This is a genomic window from Mycobacteriales bacterium, from assembly GCA_035550055.1.
Lineage (GTDB): Bacteria > Actinomycetota > Actinomycetes > JAFAQI01 > JAFAQI01 > DASZTV01.
This window is the reverse complement of sequence record DASZRO010000008.1, coordinates 13,173-35,320: the sequence shown is the minus strand read 5'-3', so window position 1 is coordinate 35,320 and position 22,148 is coordinate 13,173. Positions and strand designations below refer to the sequence as shown.

21 protein-coding genes are annotated in these 22,148 nt (G+C 68.8%); 12 read left to right on the top strand and 9 right to left on the bottom strand.

The genetic code is table 11. The features are described 5' to 3' along the window. The coding region (locus VG899_01585) for an aldehyde dehydrogenase family protein (protein ID HWA65047.1) at positions 1 to 430 on the top strand (430 nt) is incomplete at its 5' end. After that, a complete protein-coding gene (locus VG899_01580; protein ID HWA65046.1) occupies positions 427 to 2,088 on the top strand; it encodes an OB-fold domain-containing protein in 1,662 nt (553 codons plus the stop codon). The genes VG899_01585 and VG899_01580, both read left to right, overlap by 4 nt. A 68-nt stretch (positions 2,089 to 2,156) precedes the next feature. Here the strand turns inward: VG899_01580 and VG899_01575 are convergent, their stop codons facing one another. The 3 genes from VG899_01575 to VG899_01565 form a co-directional block, all read right to left on the bottom strand. Further along, complete coding sequence (locus VG899_01575) at positions 2,157 to 3,521, bottom strand: hypothetical protein (protein ID HWA65045.1); 1,365 nt, start codon at positions 3,519 to 3,521, stop codon at positions 2,157 to 2,159. Beyond that, positions 3,518 to 4,111, bottom strand: a complete 594-nt coding sequence (locus VG899_01570) for a TetR/AcrR family transcriptional regulator (protein ID HWA65044.1) — start codon at positions 4,109 to 4,111, stop codon at positions 3,518 to 3,520. The genes VG899_01575 and VG899_01570 overlap by 4 nt, the downstream gene beginning before the upstream one ends. Positions 4,112 to 4,175: 64 nt before the next feature. After that, positions 4,176 to 5,900, bottom strand: coding sequence for an amidohydrolase family protein (locus tag VG899_01565; protein ID HWA65043.1), 1,725 nt, complete (start codon positions 5,898 to 5,900; stop codon positions 4,176 to 4,178). A 68-nt stretch (positions 5,901 to 5,968) separates the two neighbouring features. Between VG899_01565 and VG899_01560 the strand changes: the two genes are divergently transcribed. Together VG899_01560 and VG899_01555 are read left to right on the top strand one after the other, a co-directional pair. Continuing rightward, the gene (locus VG899_01560; GenBank protein ID HWA65042.1) at positions 5,969 to 6,328 is read left to right on the top strand and encodes an MmcQ/YjbR family DNA-binding protein; all 360 of its coding nucleotides are present in this window, start codon (positions 5,969 to 5,971) and stop codon (positions 6,326 to 6,328) included. 115 nt (positions 6,329 to 6,443) lie between these two features. Continuing rightward, a complete protein-coding gene (locus VG899_01555) occupies positions 6,444 to 7,559 on the top strand; it encodes a S41 family peptidase (protein HWA65041.1) in 1,116 nt (371 codons plus the stop codon). Between the two features lie 40 nt (positions 7,560 to 7,599). Here the strand turns inward: VG899_01555 and VG899_01550 are convergent, their stop codons facing one another. Then, a complete protein-coding gene (locus VG899_01550; GenBank protein HWA65040.1) occupies positions 7,600 to 8,130 on the bottom strand; it encodes an SRPBCC family protein in 531 nt (176 codons plus the stop codon). Between the two features lie 55 nt (positions 8,131 to 8,185). Then, positions 8,186 to 8,800 carry a nitroreductase family protein gene (locus tag VG899_01545; GenBank protein HWA65039.1) on the bottom strand — a complete coding sequence of 205 codons (615 nt, stop codon included), beginning with the start codon at positions 8,798 to 8,800 and terminating at the stop codon, positions 8,186 to 8,188. A gap of 158 nt (positions 8,801 to 8,958) precedes the next feature. Here VG899_01545 and VG899_01540 point away from each other — a divergent pair, with 158 nt between their 5' ends. The 5 genes from VG899_01540 to VG899_01520 are packed head-to-tail and all read left to right on the top strand — an operon-like array spanning position 8,959 to position 13,741. Then, entirely contained in the window at positions 8,959 to 10,170 is a 1,212-nt protein-coding gene (locus VG899_01540) for an amidohydrolase family protein (GenBank protein ID HWA65038.1), read from the top strand. A 7-nt stretch (positions 10,171 to 10,177) separates the two neighbouring features. Then, positions 10,178 to 11,338, top strand: coding sequence for a hypothetical protein (locus tag VG899_01535; protein HWA65037.1), 1,161 nt, complete (start codon positions 10,178 to 10,180; stop codon positions 11,336 to 11,338). 58 nt (positions 11,339 to 11,396) lie between these two features. Next, on the top strand, positions 11,397 to 12,170 hold the full coding sequence (locus VG899_01530) for an ATP-binding cassette domain-containing protein (GenBank protein HWA65036.1): 774 nt from the start codon (positions 11,397 to 11,399) through the stop codon (positions 12,168 to 12,170). Further along, positions 12,167 to 12,943, top strand: coding sequence for an ABC transporter permease (locus VG899_01525; protein HWA65035.1), 777 nt, complete (start codon positions 12,167 to 12,169; stop codon positions 12,941 to 12,943). The genes VG899_01530 and VG899_01525 overlap by 4 nt, the downstream gene beginning before the upstream one ends. A gap of 15 nt (positions 12,944 to 12,958) precedes the next feature. Then, complete coding sequence (locus tag VG899_01520; GenBank protein ID HWA65034.1) at positions 12,959 to 13,741, top strand: MerR family transcriptional regulator; 783 nt, start codon at positions 12,959 to 12,961, stop codon at positions 13,739 to 13,741. Here the strand turns inward: VG899_01520 and VG899_01515 are convergent. The 3 genes from VG899_01515 to VG899_01505 all read right to left on the bottom strand — a co-directional run bounded on the left by VG899_01515 (position 13,738) and on the right by VG899_01505 (position 16,131). Further along, a complete protein-coding gene (locus VG899_01515) occupies positions 13,738 to 14,160 on the bottom strand; it encodes a hypothetical protein (protein HWA65033.1) in 423 nt (140 codons plus the stop codon). The two genes, VG899_01520 and VG899_01515, sit on opposite strands and share 4 nt — an antisense overlap. Positions 14,161 to 14,202: 42 nt before the next feature. Next, positions 14,203 to 15,252 (bottom strand): hypothetical protein, encoded by a 1,050-nt coding sequence (locus VG899_01510; protein HWA65032.1) that lies wholly within the window; start codon positions 15,250 to 15,252, stop codon positions 14,203 to 14,205. Positions 15,253 to 15,363: 111 nt separating this feature from the next. Beyond that, entirely contained in the window at positions 15,364 to 16,131 is a 768-nt protein-coding gene (locus VG899_01505) for a crotonase/enoyl-CoA hydratase family protein (GenBank protein HWA65031.1), read from the bottom strand. Positions 16,132 to 16,240: 109 nt separating this feature from the next. Between VG899_01505 and VG899_01500 the strand changes: the two genes are divergently transcribed. Then, positions 16,241 to 18,418, top strand: coding sequence for an acyl-CoA dehydrogenase (locus tag VG899_01500; GenBank protein HWA65030.1), 2,178 nt, complete (start codon positions 16,241 to 16,243; stop codon positions 18,416 to 18,418). Positions 18,419 to 18,540: 122 nt separating this feature from the next. On the opposite strand, the gene VG899_01495 is transcribed toward VG899_01500, so the two are convergent. Further along, positions 18,541 to 19,854 (bottom strand): FGGY-family carbohydrate kinase, encoded by a 1,314-nt coding sequence (locus VG899_01495; protein HWA65029.1) that lies wholly within the window; start codon positions 19,852 to 19,854, stop codon positions 18,541 to 18,543. 137 nt (positions 19,855 to 19,991) lie between these two features. Here VG899_01495 and VG899_01490 point away from each other — a divergent pair, with 137 nt between their 5' ends. Together VG899_01490 and VG899_01485 are read left to right on the top strand one after the other, a co-directional pair. Further along, a complete protein-coding gene (locus VG899_01490) occupies positions 19,992 to 20,966 on the top strand; it encodes an NAD(P)-dependent oxidoreductase (protein ID HWA65028.1) in 975 nt (324 codons plus the stop codon). Next, complete coding sequence (locus tag VG899_01485) at positions 20,966 to 22,144, top strand: acetyl-CoA C-acyltransferase (protein ID HWA65027.1); 1,179 nt, start codon at positions 20,966 to 20,968, stop codon at positions 22,142 to 22,144. The genes VG899_01490 and VG899_01485 overlap by 1 nt, the downstream gene beginning before the upstream one ends. Positions 22,145 to 22,148: the final 4 nt, after the last annotated feature.

Genomic DNA, 22,148 nt, shown 5'->3' with positions numbered 1-22,148 from the left:
CGAGACCGGCGTCAAGGAAGGCGCCCGCCTCGTCATCGGCGGCGGCAAGCCGGCGCACCTGCCCAAGGGTTGGTTCGTCGAGCCGACCGTGTTCGCCGACGTCGACAACTCGATGACGATCGCGCAGCAGGAGATCTTCGGTCCGGTGCTGGTCGTCATCCCGTTCGAGGACGACGACGACGCCGTACGGATCGCGAACGACAGCCAGTACGGCCTGTCCGGAATGGTCACCTCGGCCGACCAGGGCCGCGCGCTCAACGTCGCGAAGCGGATCCGCACCGGCACGGTCACCGTCAACGGCGGCATCTGGTACGGCGCGGACTCACCGTTCGGCGGCTACAAGAACAGCGGCATCGGCCGGCAGAACGGTGAAGAGGGCTTCGAGCAGTACCTGGAAACGAAGACATACGCGGTGCCGGCAACCGAATGACGGAGACGGTTCTCGAGGCGCATCGGCCGAAGCCGGAGCTCGGTCCCTGGAACTCACCCTTCTGGACCGGCGGTGAGGTCGGCGAGCTGCGGCTGCCGAAGTGCGACAACGACGGTGGCTATCTGCACCCGTCGCAGACCGTGTGCCCGCGCTGCCATGAGTCGAAGCTGACCTGGACGCCCGTCAGTGGCAAGGCGACGGTCGTCGGCGTGACCATGAACCACCAGATGTTCATGCCGAGCTTCAACCCGCCGTACGTGATCGCGGTCGTGATCATCGACGAGGCACCGCACGTCCGGCTGACCACCAATCTGGTCGGCGTCGGCGAGGACGAGATCCGGGTCGGCCAGCGGGTCAAGGTGCGCTTCCTGGAGCAGGAGGGCATCTGGTTCCCGCTGTTCGAACCGCTCGACGAACCGGATGCGCCGGTCGCCGATCTGGTGCCACCGCCGGTCGTCGTGACGCGGCCGCCGGTGTCGACCGACCGCTACGAGCACAAGGTCGCGATCACCGGCATCGGCATGTCGCAGGTCGGTCGCCGGCTGATGCGGCCACCGATCTCGCTCACGGTCGAGGCCGCGAAGGCAGCCGTGGCCGACGCCGGGCTGACGCTCGACGACATCGACGGTCTCGCGACGTGGCCCGGCGGGATGCCGGGTGGCGGCGGGATCAGCGAGGGCGGCGTACCCGTCCTCGAGGAAGCCCTCGGCATCCATCCGACGTGGCACAACGGCGGGCTGGAGCAGTCGGCGCAGACCGGCGCGATCGTCAACGCGATGCTCGCCGTCGCCAACGGCCTGTGCCGCCACGTGCTCTGCTTCCGGACGGTCTGGGAGGCGACGCACACCGAGCTGTTGCGCACTGGCGGCCTCCCGCTGCCGCGCGGTGGTGCGGTGGGCGGTGACTTCCAGTGGCGCATCCCGTACGGCGCGGCGAGCGCCGGCAACTGGATCGCGATGCAGGCCTCGCAGTACTTCGCGAAGTTCGGCGCCGACCGCGAGATGCTCGGCTGGATCGCCATGAACAACCGGCGCAATGCCGGGCTCAACCCGCTCGCCATCTACCGCGACCCGATGACGATGGACGACTACCTGTCCGCGCGGATGATCTCGACGCCGCTCGGGCTCTACGACTGCGATGTGCCGTGCGACGGATCGGTCGCCGTCATCGTGTCGGCACGGGAGACCGCTAAGGACCTCCGGCAGGCGCCGGTCTTCGTCGACGCTGCGGGCACCCAGATCACCGAGCGGCAGTCCTGGGACCAGGGCACGATGACCCACTTGCCCAACGCCTGGGGACCGGCCGGTCACCTCTGGAGCCGCGCCTCGGTCAGCCGCGAGGACGTCGACGTCGCGCTGCTCTACGATGGGTTCAGCTTCAACACCGTCGCCTGGCTGGAAGGCCTTGGCTTCTGCGGTCTGGGAGAAGCAAAGGACTTCGTCGCGGGCGGCAAGCGGATCGCGCTCGACGGAGAGCTGCCGATCAACCCGCACGGCGGCCAGCTCTCGGCCGGTCGGACGCATGGCTTCGGCTTCGTGCACGAGGCGGTCACGCAGTTGCGCGGCCACGCCGGCGAACGTCAGGTCGACGACGTCCAGGTCGCGGTCTGCGGCATCGGCGGCGGCGTACCCGGAGGAGCCTTCCTGCTCACGACGTAACGCGCTGATCTTGACGAAAAAGGCGCTATGAGGCGGTCATAGCGCCTTTTTCGTCAAGATCATTGGCACTAAGGCAGGCCGATGAAGCGGCGGACCTTGCCGGTTTTCTCGTTGCGTTCGAGCTCGTCGACTCGTCGGACCTCGACTGTTGGGTCGTCGAGTCCCGCCCGCACCAACGACGCGACCAGCGCAGTCGCCAGCGCCGCCTCCTCCAAGGTCGGGTCGGCGACGACGTCGAGACGGAGCCCGGTAGGCGTTTGATGGACCTGGTAGTCCACGACCTGCGGTACGCCCACCAACACCGTCGTCACGGCGTGCGGATGTACCCCGACCGAGCCGAACTGCAGGATGTCCTCCGCGCGGCCGTGCACGATCGCATTGAGCAGGCCAGTGCCGTTGGGATCGGGCACCTGCTGGAACCGATCCGTGATCTCGTAGCGGATCAAGGGCTGGGCGAGGTTGTAGAGGTTCGTCAGCAGAATCCGCGTCGACGGTTCGCCGTATGGCACCGGGTGGTAGTCGTTGTCGACGAGCTCGACGATGCACTGATCGGTATTGAAGACGATCGCATCGCCACCGGGCAAGCTTGCCCCGACCAGGCCTTCGGTTGACCCGAACGTGTTCACCGGCGCGACACCGAAGCTCTCGGCGATCGCGTCGCGCATCGCGGGCGCAAGTGTCTCGCTCGTCGCCGATACCGAAAGGGGGGCGATCTGCAACCGGCCAGCCCGTTGTTCGCCCGCGAGGCGGTAGATCATCGAGGCATAGCCCATCAGCGCAGGTGGCTGCGAGGCGTTGAGCTGCGCGACGATCTCGGGAAGCGGCAGCGTCGCCGGGATGTGGCTGAACCGGAATGGCAACGCTCCGGCCGCGAAGTGGGACATCGCCTGGGTTGCGTGCCTGGCAGACGCCGAGGCGACCATGGCGAGGGTCAGCGTCGGCAACGGCCCGTCGCCGACGACCTCTTGCAGCCGGGCGGCCATGGGTCGAGCGAGGCAGCACAGGTAGCCCACCAAGCCGGCGCAGTCGTAGGCGATGATCGCGCGCCGTCCAGAGCTTCCGCCCGTCGCGAGCGCGAGGAACTCGTTGTCGATCGGCACCGGGAGGTCGTGAGTTTCGGCGAGAGCGCGCTCGACGCGCTCGTGGGTCAGTCGCGCATCGGTGAAGACGTCGTCGAGCGCGTCCATCATCTGGGCCTTCGTCATGACCGGCAGCGCCGAAAGGTCGTCCGGCGTGACCTGGTCGAGGTCGATGCCAGCGAGTCGCTCGCGGTGAAAAGCCGAGCACCGTTCTGCTCGCTCCAGCAGTCGGCGCAGACCGGCGTCTTGCAACGCCGCGACCGCGGGACCGTCCGCTCGAAGCCGCAACACATGTTGCGGGAGCGCGGCGACGCCGTCCGCGCTGACCCGGTCGCGGTAGTCCTCCCAAGTCATGGTGTGGAGACCCCGACTGCGCGGCACAGCGCCGTCACGTCGCTGCCGGGCGGCACAGCGCCGGGCCTTGCCGCGCGCTCCAGCGTGATGCCGCTTCCGAACGCCAGCAATATCTCGGCATCCACGACCATGTCCGATGCATTCTTCGACCGGCTGCCGCGAGCCATGGCGGCCGCAAGCTGCTCGACGGTCCTTTGGTGCAACTCGGCGTAGCGCTTGTTGAGCAGCGGGTCCCGGGCGGCCAGGGCGCGGAACTCGATGAGCACCCCGGTCCAGCCCGGATGCGTGTTCGCGTCTGCGGCGCTCGCCTCGATCAGGGCATGGATGACGGCGGCTCCCGTGAGCCCTTCGGTCACGCGGTCGTGTTCGGCGGCGCGCTCCTCGATGCGTCGCTCGATCAAGGCGAGAAAGAGGTCGGGCTTGCCGCCGAACTGGGAGTACACGACCCCCGTGGAGAAGCCAGCCCGCTCCGCGATGGCATCGATCGTCGCGCCGACGTAACCGGACTCGAGGAACACCTCGCGCGCTGCGTCCAGCAGGGCGCTGCGGTTTCGCTCGACCTGTTCGGACCGGCTCAGTCTCGGCCGCATGTCTGGATCAAATAACACTACTATCTGAGTGTCAACGTTATCTGTTCGGCCCGGGGGCACGGGCCTAGCTGCGGACGAGTACGCCGGGACGGGCTCCGGTCGGCTCGCCGTCGCGGTAAGTCACGACACCGCGCTTGATGGTGGCGACGTATCCCTCAGCACCTTGCACGACCCGGGTGCCGCCTGCGGGCAGGTCATCGACGACGACCGGCGGCAGTACGCGCAACCGGTCGTAGTCGATCAGGTTGAGATCCGCCAGCATGCCGGGCTCGATCGTGCCGCGGTCGGTCATGCCGTAGAGCCGCGCGGTGTCGTGGGTTTGCTTGCGGATCACGAACTCCAGTGGCAGCCGTTCGCCCCGGTCACGATCCCGGGTCCAATGCGTGAGCATGTACGTCGGCATCGACGCGTCACAGATCACGCTGCAGTGCGCGCCGCCGTCGGCGAGACCGACCGCCGAACGCGGGTGCGTGAGCATCTCGCGAACGTGGTCGAGGTTGCCGTTGCTGTAGCCCAGGATCGGCACGTACAGCAGACCTTCGCAGTCGTTGTCCAGCATCGCGTCGTACGCGACCTCCAGCGGGGAGCGTCCCGTCGCGTCCGCGATGGCAGCCAGCGACTTCTCGTGGCCGGGCTCGTAGTCGGGCGGATCGCCGAGGACGAAGGTCTGCGCGCTTGCTCGCGCGATCTGCCTCGCGGTCGGTTCGTCCAGCTCGCTGCCGACGATGCGGGCGCGGAACTCGGAGTCGCTCACCACTTCCTTGAGCTCATCCCACGGAAGTTGCTTCAGCTTGACCGCGGCGCACGCCGGGATGTTGTCGAAGAACGAGTACCTCGTACGGAAACCCGAGAGCAGGCCGGTCGGTCGGCCCGCGACCTGAGCCCACAGGTCCGCGCCCTCCTCGACGGCCTTGCGAGAGGTTTCCATCAGCTCGCGCCAGAGGTCCGGCGCGGCATCGACCTGCAGGAGTGCGAAGGTCACCGGCCGGCCGATCTCCGCCGACAGCCGGCGCATCCAGTCGACTTCCTTGGCGGGGTTGACGATGTCCTCGCCGGCCGATCCGGTAGGTGCGAGCTCGACGATGCCCTTGCCGAGATCTCCGAGGGCGCCGCAGATCCCGAAGATCTCGTCCTCCGCGGCGAACGTGCCTGGCACGGGTTCGCCGTCGATCGCGATGTGTCCGATCGTGCGCGACATCGTGAAGCCGAGCGCTCCGGCGTCGACCGCTTCCTTGACGATCGCCTTCATCTGCTCGATCTCTTCCGGTGACGCGGGCTCGTTGCGGGCGCCGCGCTCTCCCATGACGTACGCGCGCACTGGACCATGCGCGATCTGCGCACCGACGTCGACGGTCCACCGCCGTCTCGCCAGCACGTCGAGGTACTCCGGGAAGGTCTCCCATTGCCAGTCGATGCCTTCGGCCAGCGCGGTTCCAGGGATGTCCTCGACGCCCTCCATCAGGCCGATCAGCCAGTCCTGCTTGCCGTCCTCGACCGGTGCGAACCCCACGCCGCAGTTGCCCATCACGATGGTCGTGACGCCGTGCCAAGAGGTCGGGGTCAACTCGTCGTCCCACGTTGCCTGGCCGTCGAAGTGGGTGTGAATGTCCACGAACCCAGGCGTGACCAACAGGCCGGTGGCATCGATCTGTTCGGCTGCGTCAACGACCGAACCCGGCTCGACGACCGCGGTGATCCGCCCTTCGTCGACGACGATGTCGGCAAACCGCGCGTCGGCGCCGGTCCCATCGACGACGGTGCCGCCGACAATCACAAGGTCGTGAGCCACGCCGTCATCCTTTCGGGCCGACGCAACCCGAGCAAGTGGTGTCCTGCTCGGACGCTACGGTCAGCCGCGTGGCCACCGCGGAGGATGTTCGACGGATCGCGCGGCGACTTCCTCACGCGGTTGAGATCGACAGTGACGGCGTCGACTTCCGAGTCGGCAACAAGGGCTTCATCTGGTCCTATCCCGAGCGCCGTCCTGGAAAGGCACGGGTGATCCGGCTCGACATCGCGGTGCTCTATGTCGGCGACGAGGCCGAGAAGCAGGCACTGGTGCTGGGTGAGCCCGAGGTGTTCTCCGCTCCACCAGGTTGGGACGGCTGGCCGTACGTCTTGCTGCACCTGGGCAAGGTCAGCGTCACCCGCTTGCGGGAGCTGGTGACCGATGCGTGGCACATGCGCGCACCGACGGACCTCCTCGACAGCGACTGACGACTGAATTACCGCCGTACATAGCGCCGGCGACGGCCCGCGCCTCACGAGCAAGGCTTCTCACGGCTGCTCGACTGTATGCGGTTCATCAATCGCGGGTGGGATCCTTAGCGGTGTGCTCGCCTATGGCCGAAGAGTCCTGGTCGGCTCGCTTCTCGTCACCGCCAGTTGGGCCGGTTGGGGCGTCGTCAGCACACAGGCCATGGCAGCAGGGCGTGGTGGCGAGTCGACTGCATCGGTTGCAGCGCATGCCTACTTGCGAAGAGCACTGACACTGATCGAGCAACGGGACATATTCGCCGAGCGGGTGAGATGGGCGGTCGAATGGCGAAGCCTGAGCCGTCGGTTTGAACGCAGTCCAACGATCGGCACCGCTGACTCTTTGATCGAGCAGGCTCTGTCCGATATCGGCGACCGTCACGGATACATCGTGACCAAGACAGCACAGCGGCCCGGGCCGTCATCGTCGTTGACGATTCCATACGGGCGGGTGCTGGCGGGCGAGATCGGCTATCTGTCGCTCCCCGCCACGACGGCTCAGCCGGGCTCGGCGAACGCAGTCCGCTACGCCTCCCGCGGGGAGGCGCTAGTGCGCTCTTTGTATCGGCGTGGGGCCAAGGGATGGGTGGTCGACCTTCGCCTCAATGGAGGCGGCGACATCTTCCCGATGCTGCTGGCAATTGGAGGACTTCTCGACGGAGACCGAGTCCTTGGTTTCCGTGACCGGTCGGGATCAACAACGTGGATCGGCTACCGCGACAGCGCGCTCTATGTCGGCGATAAGCGCGTCATGGCAGCACCGGTCGCCGAGCCGGAGATTCCCGCGAATGCTCGAGTAGCTCTTCTCGTCGGACCCGAGACGGTTAGCTCCGGGGAGGCGGTGGTCGTCGCTCTTCACGGTCGGCCCGACACGCGTACTTTCGGGCTTGCCACCGCGGGTGAGGCGGTTGCCGTGAGTAGGTACCCGCTCGCCGGCCGTCGGGTGCTAGAGATGTCCTCCGCATATGACGTGGACAGATTCGAGCGCGCCTATATCGGGCCGATACCCCCCGACACTGTCATGTGGCCAGCCCGGTCCGATGTCGACCAAACACTGACCGCCGCTGTGGCGTGGACCAACCCGTCTAGGGGGAACCGAGATTCGGTCGTGTGGACGAGCATCAGCCTTGTGGTGCTTGTCGCGTGCGCGCACATCGCACAGCGCCTCGGTGGGCGCAAATCGGATGACTGAGGCGCCCCAGACGCGGGTTGCTTCGCTAGGCGGTGCGGAGTCAGTCGGCGGGATTGGGGAGCTTGTCTCGTTTGCTGCTGATCTCTTGCGCCGGCCCGAGATAGGACAGCAGCTTCAGATAGAGCTTGTGGTTGTCGCGCGAGATGAACTCGTGCACCCGCTTCTCCAGCAACGGCCGCAGGATCGGGCTCATCACGTGGTAGGTCTCGACGAACGTCAGCCGCGTCCGCGTACCGCCGTCGAGGGACTCCAGCTCGTGCCAGCCTTCGCCGCGCGACCACAGCGGCTTGCCGACGCCGCGGTAGTGCGCGCGCTCCAGCGGCACGACCTTCCAAACCACCTCCCACGACCGCGCCTTGCCGCCGGAGAGCAGGTATCGCGGCACCCGAAAGACGCAGGTCCGGACCAGGCCTTCGCCCTTGGAGTCACCCTCCGACCAGATCTCCATGTGGCCGCCCGGGTACTCCACCTTCCGCGGGCTCGGCGCATCAGCGGGCGGAGGCATGTGCAGCAGCCCCCATACCTTCGCGGGAGCCGCGTCCACCTCGAAGACCGTCTCGAACCTCTGCATCCGTGCCCCTCCGCGATTTGTGAACTGCTGCGTACAGCCGGCTGTCCCTAGCGGTTCACAAACCGGTTTCGCCCCAAAGGTTCCAGTAGGTGATGTCCTCGACCGGCGGTCGCTCGGCGGGCTTGAACTCGGTCCCGATGGTGTACGCCACAGGCAGCAGCGCGATCTGCAGGATGTCGTCCGGGATGCCGAGCGCCTCGGCGACGACTGCGTCCTGGAACAGGTGCAGCGTCGTGAACACCGAGCCGAGGCCGCGTGAGCGCAGCGCGAGCTGAAAGCTCCACGTCGCGGGGATGATCGAGCCGTAGACGCTCGCGGCGACCGCGTTGCCGTGCGACGGGTCGAAGTCCTTCTTGACGCATGGGATGACCATCGCGGGGACCTGCTCGAGCAGCTTCGCGAGTGACACCGCGCTCTCGTAGACGCGTTGCGTCTGCGGATCCTTCTCCGACCCGGCCGCCATCTCGAGGTATCGCATGCCCACCTTGCGGTAGGCGTCGGCGATCACGACCTTCTTCTCCGACTCGGTGACGACCATCCAGCGCCAGGTCTGCGAGTTGCTCTGCGTCGGTGCCTGTACGGCGAGCCGCAGGCAGTCCAGGATCACCTCACGTTCGACCGGACGCTCCAGGTCGAGGCGTTTGCGGACCGCGCGCGTCGTCGAGAGCAAACGGTCGGTTTCGGCAAGATCAAATGGCGGAGCACTCAAAGCCGAACCCCGTTCTGGTAATGATGTTCTCGGAAAACGTACAGGGGATTCCCCAGCGGGCCAAGAGGCTCTAAGGTGAGACCAGAAGCGTCCCAGTCGAGGGTGAGTGAGGCAGTCGCATGCGCGTTGAAGACATGATCCTGGTGAGTGTCGACGACCACGTCGTCGAGCCGCCGAACATGTTCGACAACCACGTCCCCGAGAAGTGGCGGGACCAGGCGCCGAAGAGCGTCAAGAAGCCCGAGGGCCACGAGGTCTGGGTCTTCGAAGGCAACGAGATCCCGAACATCGGGCTCAACGCCGTCGCCGGCCGTCCGCCCGAGGACTACGACATGGACGTTACGTCGTACAGCCAGGTCCGCAAGGGCACGTACGACATCCACGAGCGGGTCCGCGACATGAACGTCAACGGCGTCCTCGGCTCGATGTGCTTCCCGTCGTTCCCGCAGTTCTGCGGCCAGCTGTTCAGCCGGGCCCAGGACAAGGAGCTCGGCCTCGTGATGCTCCAGGCCTACAACGACTGGCACATCGACGAGTGGTGTGGCTCCTACCCGGGCCGCTTCATCCCGCTGTCGCTCCCGCCGATCTGGGACCCCGAGCTCATGGCCAAGGAGGTCGTGCGGGTCAAGGCGAAGGGCTGCAACTCGGTCACCTTCAGCGAGGACCCGGCCAAGCTCGGCTGGCCGTCCCTGCACGACGAGCACTGGGACCCGTTCTGGAAGGCGTGCGTCGACAACGAGATGACGATCGCGCTGCACATCGGCTCGTCGTCGCAGCTGCTGATGCTTGACGACGCCCCGATCGACGTGATGATCACGCTGACGCCGATGAACCTGTTCCAGACCGCGTCGAACCTGATCTGGTCGCCGGCGCTCAAGCGCTTCCCGAAGCTGCAGTTCGCCTTGTCCGAGGGCGGCATCGGTTGGCTGCCGTACTTCCTCGAGCGGATCGACTACGTCTACCAGCGTCACCACTACTGGACCGGCCAGGACTTCGGTGACCAGCTGCCGAGCCAGCGAGCACGCGACAACTTCACCTTCTGCTTCATCGACGACAAGGCGGGGGTGGAGAACCGGCACCTGATCGGCATCGACAACATCACGTGGGAGTGCGACTACCCGCACTCCGACTCGATGTGGCCGCAGGCGCCGGAGGCACTCGCGAAGCACTTCGACGACACCGTCTCTGACGAGGACATCAACAAGATCTCCCACCTCAACGCGATGCGGGCGTTCAACTACGACCCCTTCAAGCACATCCCGAAGGAGCAGGCGACGGTCGGTGCGCTGCGCGCACAGGCGACCGACGTCACCACCTCCGGCATCAACTGAGAGGCGCGTGAGCAGCAACCTCGGCCCGCTGGTCCCAGCGGACGAGTTCCTCACTCACCAGATCGTCGCGACCTTCGGTTCGGTCGCGTCTTCGGATCCGGGCTGGACCGAGAAGGTCTGGATGACCGTGCACGCGCGGGACGGCTCGATCCAGGCCTGCTTCGGGCTGGGCAAGTACGTCAACCGGGGCGTGTACGACAGCGCGGGCGGCGTTTCGCGGGGCACCGAGCAGTGGACGGTACGCGCCAGCCGGACGCTCTCCCACGACCCGAACGGCACGGTCGCCGGACCGCTGCGCTATGAGGTGGTCGAGCCGCTTCGAGCGGTGCGCGCGGTGCTCGAACCCAACGACCACGCCCCAATCGCCTTCGACCTCACCTGGCGGGGCGCCGTGCCGCCCTCACTCGAGGAACCGTGGCCGGAGCGCTCGCCCGACGGTTATCGGGTCACCCATGACGCCTTGCGCTACCACCAGACGGGCGTGGCGGAAGGCTGGATCGAGGTCGACGGGCAGCGCAGCGAGCTCTCACCCGAGACGTCGTTCTCGGTGCGGGACCACTCCTGGGGAATCCGGCCCGACGTCGGCCAGCCGACGCCGGGGCTGCCGCGCGGGCCGCGGGCGCACAAGGCGCTGGTCACTTGGGCGCCGATGCTGCTGCACCGGCCGGACGGGTCGGCGTACTCGCTGTTCGCCTTCCTGCAGCACCGCGAGGGCCCCGGCCTGCTCGAGGTGCGCTCGCAGGGCGAGGAGGTACTCGCCGACGGCACGGTGACGAGGTACGCCGCGGCGACCCAGCAGCTCACCTTCCGCGACGACACCCGCCGGCTGACCGGCGGCACGATCACGCTGCTGGATGCGTCGGGCCGTCCGCGACCGCTCACCGTCACGCCGGTCAGCGACACCGGGTTCGCACTCGGCACGGCCGGCTACTTCGGGTGGAACGGCCGGATGCTCGGCCAGTGGGCGGGACCGCTGGTCGTCGACGGGGAGCACCTCAGCGGGCTCGACACCCCGCAGGTGGCGCGGCAGGTCCACCAGCTGCGTGACGTGCTCTGCCGGGTCGAGGACCCCGTGGGCGGCGGCGAAGGCTTCGCCAATGTCGAGACGATGGCGGTCGGCGAGTGGCCCGATCTGGGCCTGAGTGCCGAGAACGGAATGTGGGTCTAGCCGCAATCGAAAACGCCGCTTGACCTTGACGCAGCGTCAGGGTTCCACGCTGTCAGGCATGACGACAGCACCGGCCATCGAGGCCGTCTCCCTGACCAAGTCCTACGCCGATCATGCAGTCCTGCGTGGGGTCAGCCTGAGCGTGCCGCGGGGCAGCATCTTTGCGTTGCTCGGTCCCAACGGCGCCGGCAAGACCACCCTCGTCAAGATCCTCGCGACGTTGATCGGCGCGGACTCCGGCTCGGCCCGGGTCGACGGCTACGACGTGGCGAGCGAGCCGGCGAGCGTACGGCGCGCCATCAGCCTGACCGGGCAGTTCGCGGCGGTGGACGACATCCTCACCGGGCGCGAGAACCTGGTCCTGGTCGCGAGGCTGCGCAGGCTCGCCGACCCGGTCGGGACGGCCGAGGACCTGCTCGACCGGTTCTCCCTCGGCGATGCTGCCGATCGCAGGGTCGCGACGTACTCCGGTGGGATGCGGCGGCGCCTCGACATCGCGATGAGCCTCGTCGCGCGCCCGGCGGTGATCTTCCTCGACGAGCCGACGACCGGCCTCGACCCGCAGGCGCGGGTCGAGGTGTGGCGCACCGTGAAAGCGCTCGCCGACGGCGGCGTCACCGTCCTGCTCACCACCCAGTACCTCGAGGAGGCCGAGCAGCTGGCGGATCGGATCGCGATCCTGCGGGAAGGCCGGATCGTGGTCGACGGCACCCTGGCCGAGCTCAAGGCGCTGTTGCCACCGGCGAAGGTCGAGTACGTCGAGAAGCAGCCCACCTTGGAGGAGGTCTTCTTCGCGGTGGTGGGCGACCGACTGGTGGGCAGCGACCGATGACCGACTTCGTTCGTGACACGACGGTTCTGCTGGGTCGCTCGTTGCGCCACGTCACGCGAAGCGTGGACACCGTCGTGACGACCTCCGTCATGCCGATCGCGATGATGCTGATGTTCGGGTACGTGTTCGGTGGCGCGATTCGCACCGGCACCGGCACCGGCACCGGCACCGGCAGCTACGTCGACTACCTGCTTCCGGGCATCCTGCTCATCACCATCGCATCGGGTGTCGCCTACACCGCCTTGCGCCTGTTCACCGACATGCGCAGCGGCATGGTGGAGCGGCTGCAGTCGATGCCGATCTCGCGACCGGCGATCCTGTGGGCCCATGTCCTGACGTCGCTGGCTGCCAACCTCGTCGCGATGGTTCTCGTCGTGGCGGTGGCTGTGGCCATGGGCTTCCGCTCGGGGGCGGGAGTGGCGGCCTGGCTCGCCGTTGCGGGCATCCTGCTGCTCGCGACGCTGGCCCTGACCTGGCTCGCGGTGCTGCCTGGCCTGACCGCCACGTCCGTCGAGGGTGCCAGCGGCTTCTCCTACCCGTTGATGTTCCTGCCGTTCGTCAGCTCGGCGTTCGTTCCGACCGGGACGATGCCGGCGCCGGTGCGGTGGTTCGCGGAGCATCAGCCGGTCACCGCGATCGTCGACACGATCCGCCGGCTGCTCGCCCAGCGACCGGTCGGTGGCGAGGTGTGGATCGCCATCGCCTGGTGTGTGGGCACACTCGCGGTGGCCTACGTCCTGGCGAGCGCGACGTACCGTCGCAGGGTCGCCTGAAGGAGGCCGCGCAGCGTGCTCACGATCAGCCAGCTCGCGTCGTACGCCGGCGTGACAGTCCGCACGGTGCGCCACTACCACGCGAAGGGCTTGCTGCCGGAGCCGCCGCGCGACCACTCCGGCTACCGGCGCTACGACGCGCAGGCGGTCGTGGAGCTGATCCGGATCCGGACCCTGGCCGACGCCGGCGTGCCGCTGTCGCGGGTCAGTGAGCTGCTCGACGCAGGCCCGGAGGAGTTCGCGGCGGCGGTCGCCGAGATCGACGCTCGGCTGCGGGAGGAGATCCGCGAGCGGCAGCGCCACCGCGAGCGCGTCGCCCAGCTCGCGGCCGGCGACAGCCTCGCCCTGCCGCCGGAGGTGGTGGGCTATCTCGACCGGTGCCGTGAGTTCGGGGTGAACGAGCGGGTGATCACCGTCGAGCGGGACAGCTGGATCCTGATCGCCGCGCAGGTGCCCGAGCAGATCCCGCAGCTGATGGCACTCAAACGCCAACAGATCGAGGACCCGAAGATGCGGGAGCTCTTCATCGATCTCGGCGAGTACTTCGACTGCGGGGCAGACGACCCGCGGCTGACCGAGCTCGCGGACCGGATGGAGGCCTTCCTCTACGCCGCCGCGGACGCTGCGGACCCGGGCAGTACGACAGACGTCGCGCTCAGCGACGACCTCGTCGCCCTGCTCGACGCGGCGTTCCTCGATTGGTTCCCGGGCGCGCGGCGGCTGCTGGAGCTGCTCGAGGAGCGCGGCTGGACCGGCTGGACGATGATCGAGCGCAAGCAGAAGGTCGCTGCGCCCTAGGGGTGCCACTCCTCGACGAGCTTCGTCACGTGTCCGTTGCTCCCGGTGATCTTGTAGATCGGCTCGGCCCGGTTCTTGTGCAGCCACGTGGGCAGCTTCGTGGCGGGCACGGTGCGCGTACCGGCGGCGGGATTTTCCGGCATCTTCCACACCGTCACGGTGGCGGCGCTCGTCAGCGTCAAGGTCAGCTTCGCGCCGGGGACGTAGGACGAGTCGTCGTCACCGCCGCACCGCAACGTCGCCGATCGCCCGCGCACGACGGTCACGTCGTCCGGTTCGACCGTCGCGCTGCGGGCGTCGATGTAGCGGTGTGCCGGGCCGCACGAGCCGGCGGTTGCGCCGTTTGCCGCGGACGCAGCCGTCAGGCCCGCCCCGCCGATCGCGACAGCCAAGGTTGCGCACACGGCGAGCTTTTGCATCGGCGGTCCTTCAGAGGTGCGGACGTGCAGCCAGTCCGGCGATTATGACACCCGCAGCCGGAACACCTGCCCGGTCAGCTCGCCGACGTACACGTAGCCCTTGTTGACGCCGAGCCCGACGGTCGGGGCGACGAAACCCGTCATGACCGGCTGCAGCACGCCACCGCGACGCGCCAGCGAGAACACCTCACCGGCCTTGCCGTCCTTGCCGGTGAACGACGTCACGTAGAGCCGCCCGCCGGACAGTCCGATGCCCATCAGGTCGAGGTGGGGGCTGAAGGTCCGCCACGGCTTGGTGTAGCCAGCGCAGGCCTTCGCAACTGTCTGGTTGCACTTCGGGAAGCCGTAGTTGTCGCCGGCGTGCACCCGCAGGATGAAGTCCGGCGGGTTCTTCGCTCCCTTGTCCTGGCCGAGGTCGGTGACGTACGGCGAGCTCGAGCCGGCCGGGAAGGCGAACTGCCAGGGCTGGCGGATGCCGCGCGCGAACACGGTGACATCGGTGCCGTTCGGCTTCATCGACAAGATGTCGTAGAGGTCGGTCGACGTCGACGCGGGGCCGTGGTCGTTGCCGTCGGTGAGCCCGACGTCCACGCCGACGAAGAGCCGGCCGTTCGCGCCGAACCCGATCCCGTTCAGGCCGTCGAGCTTCTTGGGGGCCGTGTAGATCCTGGCGCGGTGCGCGAAGGTGGTGCCGTTCCAGCCGGTCCACTTGAACAGCCGCCACGACGGGCCGGTCGCGGTCAGCACGCCGCCGCTGCCGTAGAGCGCACCGTCGTGCCAGGCCAGGCCGCCGACGAACTTCAGCGGCGAGGGCACCTTCACCGCGCCGCCGCCCTTGAGCACGTACAGCCCGCCGTTCGGCGGCGCGGATCCCTCGGAGTTGCCGCCGTCGCCGACGAAGACGGCGCCGTGACCGAACGCGAACGAGGTCGGCGTCTTGAGTCCGGACGCGACGAGCTCCACGGTCCGACCGTTGGTGGCGGTGGGCGGTGGGGGCGCGGACGGGCCCGCGTTCGCCAGCGGCATCGCCGCCGCCGTACCCACCGTCAACGCCGCGGCGGCAACCGATACTGCTGCGACCCGGATTCGCATGCCCGCTCCCTCACGACCCATTGTTTGCTGGCTCGAGCAACGTTTGCTTCGGCGCAATGTTGCCCAGGTTCAGCCGGAATCGCAACAGGCCTGAACGGGTGAACGGTGGCGCTAGCGGCCTTTCCAGTTCGGCGGCCGCTTCTCGGCGAACGCCGTCGCGCCTTCGCGGGCGTCCTCGGAGGCGAAGACCGCCGGCAGGATCTCGCCCTGCTTCTGCCAGGCCTCGGTCTCGGTCCAGTCCGACGAGGCCCGGCGCACGATCTCCTTCGTGGCGGCGACGGCGAGCGGCCCGTTGGCCGACACGAGCGAGGCGAGCTCGAGCGCGCCGTCGAGTGCCTTGCCCGGCTCGGTCAGCCGGTTCACCAGGCCGTAGCTCTTCGCGGTCTCGGCGTCGACCGGCTCGCCGGTGATCGCGAATTCCATCGCCAGGTGGTACGGGATCCGCTTGGGCAGCCGCAGCAGGCCGCCCGCGCCGGCGACCAGGCCGCGCTTGACCTCGGGAATGCCGAACTTCGCCTCGCGGCTGGCGACGATCAAGTCGCAGGCGAGCACGATCTCGCAGCCGCCGGCCAGCGCCCAGCCCTCGACGGCGGCGATCAGCGGGGTCTTGGGGGGCGCGCCGGTCAGGCCGGCGAAGCCGCGGCCGTCGACCGTCGGATTCTCACCTCTGAGGAACCCCTTGAGGTCCATCCCGGAGCAGAACGTGCCGCCAGCGCCGGTGATGATCCCGACGAACAGGCTGTCGTCTCCGTCGAGCTCGTCGATCGCGGCAGCGACGCCCTTTGCCAGGCCCTCGTTCACGGCGTTGCGCGCCTCAGGCCGGTTCAGCGTGATGATCAGCACGTTGTCGCGCCGTTCGGTCAGGACCTCGTCGCTCACGTTGTTCCCCTCGTCGTGGATGCTCGGTACACCGTAGCGAGCGACTGATCACGTCAGTAACCTCGGATCAGGGACCTGACGTCGGTGTCAGGGAGTGGGAGAGAGCGTCATGCCGATCGGGATCACCGAGGACCACGAGGCACTGCGCGAGTCGGCGCGTGACGTGCTCGTGCGCCACTGTCCGCCGGCTGCCCCGCGCGCTGCGCTGGAGGCGGCGGCGGAGACGGAGCTGCCGGCGTACTGGGGTCCCGCCGCCGAGCTCGGCTGGTTCGGCCTGCACCTGCCCGAGGAGTACGGCGGGGCCGGGTTCGGGCTGCTCGAACAAGCGGTCGTCGTCGAGGAGCTGGGCCGGGCGATGGGGCCCGGCGGTTACCTGCCCACCGTTCATGCGGCGGCGGTGATCGCCCGGTCGGGCGGGGCGCTCGCCAAGGAGCTGCTGCCCGCCCTGGCCGACGGCTCGACGCCCGCGACGGTCGCGCTCGGCGCCCCGGCGGTCGCCGCCACCGAAGGTCCCGACGGGCTGACGTTGTCCGGGGTGAGTCGTCCGGTGGTCGGCGGTGCGCTGGCCAGGCTCGTCGTACTGCGGGCCAAGGTCGGCGACCGGGTCGTCTGGTGCGTCCTCGACACCGCCGGGCTGTCGGTCACGCCGATCGACAGCTTCGACGCGACGCGTCGCCTCGCCGAGATCGACGTCACTGGCGTCGTCGTCCCGGCCGAGCGCCAGCTGTCGCTGGACAGCCATGACGCCTACGCGATCGGCGCGACCCTCTACGCCGCCGAGGCGTGCGGCGTCGCCGGGTGGTGTCTCGACACCGCTTCGGCGTACGCGAAGGAGCGGGTGCAGTTCGGTCGCCCGATCGGGGCGTTCCAGGCGATCAAGCACCGCGCGGCCGATCTCCTGGTCCTGGTCGAGCTGATGCGCGCCGCGGTGTGGGACGCCGCGCGCAGCGAGGCGCACGACGGCGAAGGGCGCCTTGCGGCTTGTGCCGCGGCGGCGATCGCCTTCGACGGTGCGGTGCACGCCGCCAAGGACTGCGTGCAGATGCTCGGCGGCATCGGCTTCACCTGGGAGCACGACGCGCACCTCTATCTCAAGCGTGCGGTCGGCGTGCGCCAGCTGATCGGCCCCACCACCGCCTGGCGGACTGCGGCGGCGAAGCTCGCCCTCGACGGCGTACGCCGCCGGCTCGACGTGGAGCTGCCGCCCGAAGCGGAGGACTACCGCAGCGAGGTGCGCGCGTTCCTCGCGAGTCTCGACGGTCTGGACGACGAGGCCCGCAAGGTCGAGATCGCCAACGCCGGCTACCTCGCGCCGCACTGGCCGGCGCCGTGGGGCAAGGACGCATCGGCGGTCCAGCAGGTCGTCATCGACGAGGAGTTCAAGAAGGCGAAGGTCCGCCGCGCGCACCTGTCGATCGCGGCGTGGGCGCTCCCCACGATCATCGAGCACGGCAGTGCCGAGCAGGTGGCCAAGTACGTGCCGGAAACCTTCCACGGCCGGATCACCTGGTGCCAGCTGTTCAGCGAGCCGGGCGCGGGGTCAGACCTCGCCTCGCTGTCGACGAAGGCCGAGCCGACCGAGGGCGGCTGGCTGATCACGGGCCAGAAGGTCTGGACATCCTTGGCGAAGCAGGCGACGCATGGCATCCTGCTGGCGCGCACGTCGGCGGGCAAGGACGGCGACCGCCATCACGGGATCTCCTACTTCCTGCTGGACATGTCGACCCCGGGGATCGACATCCGGCCGCTGCGCGAGCTGACCGGGCAGGCGATGTTCAACGAGGTCTTCCTCGACAAGGTGTTCGTCCCGGCCGACTGCCTGGTCGGCGAGGTCGACGGCGGTTGGCGGCTGGCGCGTACGACGCTGGCGAACGAGCGCGTCTCGATGGCGAGCGGATCGGCCTTCGGGGTCGGGGTCGAGGCCATCCTGCGGCTGCTGGAGCACCGGGAGGCCGACCAGGTCACCCTCGACCACACCGGCCAGCTGATCGCCGAGGCGCAGTCCCTGGCGTTGCTCGGCGTGCGCTCGACGATGCGGGTCCTCGCGGGCGGTGAGAAGGGCTCCGAGTCGAGCCTGCGCAAGCTCTTCGCCGCCGAGCACGAGCAGCGGGTGCAGGAGTTCGGGATGCAGCTGCTGGCCGGTGAAGGCGCGACGTTGACCGGCGACGCGCACATGTGGGGAGCCGGCTTCCTCGCGACGCGCTGCCTGACGATCGCGGGCGGCACCAGCGAGGTGCAGCGCAACGTCATCGCCGAGCGACTGCTCGGCCTGCCCCGCGACGCCTGACCTGACCTGACCTGGCCCTGGCCCCCCGACCTGGCGGATGGCACATCCGCTCTAGTCCTCGATGAGGTCGAGGCCCTGCTCCCGCAGTCGCGCGAGGTTGTCCAGCATCGCCTGCAGCAGACTCAGTGCCCCACCGCGGCCAGCGCGAGCCATCGTTGGTAGCGCTCCTCGCACGGCCCGGACCACGCCGGGGCCGGCTCGAAGCGGCAGCCGTGTCCCGACCACCGCACCACGTCCGACTTCGCGTCGAGACCGGCCAGCACCCGCGCATGCCAGGCCGCCCCGAGCGCGGCCCCTTCGGGGACGGCGACGAGGTCGACCGCAAGACCGGTGCAGTCGGCGAGCGCCTGCATCCACAGCTCGTCGTGGGTGCCGCCGCCGCTCGCGACGATCCGGGTCTTCGGCACTGCGCTGAGTTCGATGAGTCGCCGGGCGACGAACGCCGACGCCTCGTACGCCGCGCGCATGATCGCGCCGCCGTCGTGGCTGATGTCGAGCCCGTGGATCGACGCGCGCAGCGAGATGTCGTGCACCGGCGTGCGCTCGCCCTTGAGATAGGGCACGAACAGCGGGACGTTGGCCGGGTCGACCGCGGCGGTAGGCGCCCCGACGGCCCGGCGTACCCAGTTGACGAACATGCCGCCCGCGTTGCTCGCGCCGCCGAGGATGCTCAGCTCGCCGAGCGGGTGAGGGATCGACCACATGCCGGGAACCATCGCGGGCGCGCCGAGCACGCACCACACGATCAGCGTCGTACCGCAGATCACCATGACGTCGCCGGGGGAGTTGATCCCGGCGACGGTCGCCTCGGCCCACGCGTCAGCCATCCCGGCCCCGCTCGCGGCGCCCCTGATCGTGCCCGTGACCGTGTCGTCGGCGACCACGACCGGGAGCTGTTCCGGGGTGATCCCGAGCTCGGCCAGCGGGTCGGCCTGCCACACCCCGTCCCACAGCGGCGCGAGGGCGAAGGCGGTGCCGTAGTCGACCGCGGCCACTCCGCCGAGCGCTGCGGCCGCGACCGCCGGTGCGGTCCAGTACCCGTGGGCGCCGGGCGCCTGCTTGGCGGTCCACTCCAGCATCGAGCGGAACTCTCGCGAGTTGAGCAGGTCCGCCTCGTTGCGTCCCGCTCGGCCGCGGTGGTCGCCGTAGAGCAGGCCCGGGGTGTACGGCGTACCGGACTCGTCCACCGCGGTGAAGCTCGGCACCATGGTCGCGATCGCGAGCCCGTCGAAGTCGGCCACCGCGAGCTCGTCGAGCGCTCTGCGCGGTCCGTCCACCCACGCCTGCTTCGCGTCGTGCTCGAAGACGTCGACCGACGGCGCGTGGATGTCGTGGGGGACCCGGGCGCGGGCGACGATCGTGCCATCGCCGTCGACCGCGAGCGCCTTGACGGAGGTGGTGCCGATGTCGATCCCGACCGTGATCCCCGACGACACCGACGCCCACCCTTCGTACGCCCGGACCTGACACGCGCGTCAGGGTTTCCCGATACTCTGAACGTAGCGCCCCCCGGGGTGTGATGGGGAGGCATCACTGGAGCCTCACCCGCGTTGTGCTCCGTGAGGGAGGCCCGATGCCCGACCGTCCACGTGCCCTTGTGCTCGCGCCGCTGCGTGGCGAAGGCAAGGAGATCCTGGAGTCGTTGTGCGACATTGTCTACGAGCCGTGGATCGAGCAGCAGCCGGTCAAGCTCTACAAGGCTGAGGACCTCGCGGCGAAGCTCGCCGAAGTCGGTGCGACCGTGCTGGTGTGCGAGTCGGACAACGTCAACGGTCCGGTCATGGAGCAGCCGCTGAAGGTGATCGGCTGCACCCGCGGCGACCCCAACAACGTCGACGTCGAGGCCGCCACCAAGGCCGGGATCCCGGTGTTGCGCGCACCCGGCCGCAACGCCGACGGCGTCGCGGAGATCTGCGTCGCGTTGCTGTTCGCCGTGGCGCGCGGTGTCGTCGTCGCGGACAAGGAGTGCCGGCAGGGCGACATCTACCGTGACGGGACCATTCCGTACCAGCGTTTCCGGGCGTGGGAGCTGGCGGGCAAGACGGTCGGGCTGGTCGGCTACGGCGCCGTCGCCCGAGCCCTCGAGTGGCGGTTGCAGGGGCTGGGCATGAAGGTGATCGCCTACGACCCTTATGTCGCGGAGGCGACGTACTCGCTCGGAAACCTGCTCGCCGAGGCCGACATCGTGTCGATGCACGCACCCGTGCTCGACTCGACCCGCGGCATGATCGGCGCGGACGAGTTCGCCGCGATGAAGCCCGGCGCCCTCTACCTCAACGCCGCCCGCGCCGCGCTGCACGACACCGACGCGATGGTCGAGGCGCTGAAGTCGGGCCACCTCGGCGGCGCCGGGCTGGATCACTTCGACCATGAGTGGCTCGACCCGACGAGCGATCTCGCCGCGCTGCAGAACGTCGTCCTGACCCCGCACATCGGCGGCGCGACCTACGACACCGAGGCAAACCACTCGCTGCTGATCGCCAGGGGCATCCAGGCGGTCTTGAATGGCGAGAAGCCGACGAACTGCGTCAACCCGGAGGTGCTGTGATGGGCGAGGCGGTCATCCTCGACGCGATCCGTACGCCGATCGGCAAGCGCAAGGGGGCGCTGGCCGGCTGGCACCCGACGGACCTGCTCGGGCACGTCCTGTCCGCGCTCGTCGAACGCAACGGCATCGACCCCGCGACGGTCGACGACGTCATCGGCGGGTGCGTGACGCAAAGTGGCGAGCAGGGCACCAACGTGACCCGCAACGCCTGGGTGGCGGCGGGCCTGCCGCAGACCGTGGCGGCCACGACCGTGGACCGGCAGTGTGGCTCGTCGCAGCAGGCCGTCCACTTCGCCGCGCAGGGAGTGATGGCGGGCGCCTACGACCTGGTGATCGCCTGTGGCGTGGAGTCGATGACGCGGGCGCCGATGGCGTCCAACGCGCGCGGCGGCACCGGCCCGTTCTCCCCGGCGTTCATCGCGGCCTGCGACAACCAGCTGAAGATGCAGTTCGAGGTGGCGCAGAAGATCGCCAACGACTGGGGTATCACCCGCGCCGAGATGGACGCGTTCGCCATCGAGTCGCACCGGCGCGCGTCGCAGGCGCAGCGGGCCGGCGCTTTCAAGCGCGAGATCGTGCCGATCACCTTGCGTGACGAGGAGGGCAACGACACCGGCGTCGTCATGACCGACGACGAGGGGATCCGTCACGAGACGTCGGCGGAGAAGATGGCGGCACTGCCGAGTGCGCACTTCAAGCCCGAGGACGCGCCGGACATCACTGCCGGCAACTCCTCGCAGATGAACGACGGCGCCGCGGCCATGCTGATCGCCTCACCGGCGATGGCCGACAAGCTCGGGCTTCGCCCGCGGGCGGCGTTTCGCCACTTCGCGGTCGGTGCCGACTCCGCGGTGTGGGTGCTGACCGCGCCGAACCCGGTGACCCGCAAGCTCTACGACAAGACCGGCCTGACGACGGCGGACTTCGACGCGATCGAGGTCAACGAGGCGTTCGCGTCGATCACGATGGCGTGGGAGCGCGAGTTCAAGCCCGAGCCTGAGAAGCTCAACCCGCGTGGCGGCGCGATCGCGATCGGTCACCCGCTCGGTGCCTCGGGCATCCGGCTGATGACGACGATGCTCCACTTCCTCGAGGACACCGGCGGCAAGCTCGGCTTGCAGACGATGTGCGAAGGCGGCGGTCAGGCCAACGTCACAGTGATCGAGCGCCTCGCCTGATCCC

Coding starts and splice junctions, on each gene's coding strand:
- VG899_01570 (HWA65044.1), bottom strand. CDS start 4,111: ATGCGGCCGAGACTGAGCCGGTCCGAACAGGTCGAGCGAAACCGCAGC.
- VG899_01500 (HWA65030.1), top strand. CDS start 16,241: ATGCCGATCGGGATCACCGAGGACCACGAGGCACTGCGCGAGTCGGCG.
- VG899_01575 (HWA65045.1), bottom strand. CDS start 3,521: ATGACTTGGGAGGACTACCGCGACCGGGTCAGCGCGGACGGCGTCGCC.
- VG899_01530 (HWA65036.1), top strand. CDS start 11,397: ATGACGACAGCACCGGCCATCGAGGCCGTCTCCCTGACCAAGTCCTAC.
- VG899_01485 (HWA65027.1), top strand. CDS start 20,966: ATGGGCGAGGCGGTCATCCTCGACGCGATCCGTACGCCGATCGGCAAG.
- VG899_01515 (HWA65033.1), bottom strand. CDS start 14,160: ATGCAAAAGCTCGCCGTGTGCGCAACCTTGGCTGTCGCGATCGGCGGG.
- VG899_01550 (HWA65040.1), bottom strand. CDS start 8,130: ATGCAGAGGTTCGAGACGGTCTTCGAGGTGGACGCGGCTCCCGCGAAG.
- VG899_01490 (HWA65028.1), top strand. CDS start 19,992: ATGCCCGACCGTCCACGTGCCCTTGTGCTCGCGCCGCTGCGTGGCGAA.
- VG899_01510 (HWA65032.1), bottom strand. CDS start 15,252: ATGCGAATCCGGGTCGCAGCAGTATCGGTTGCCGCCGCGGCGTTGACG.
- VG899_01525 (HWA65035.1), top strand. CDS start 12,167: ATGACCGACTTCGTTCGTGACACGACGGTTCTGCTGGGTCGCTCGTTG.
- VG899_01580 (HWA65046.1), top strand. CDS start 427: ATGACGGAGACGGTTCTCGAGGCGCATCGGCCGAAGCCGGAGCTCGGT.
- VG899_01540 (HWA65038.1), top strand. CDS start 8,959: ATGCGCGTTGAAGACATGATCCTGGTGAGTGTCGACGACCACGTCGTC.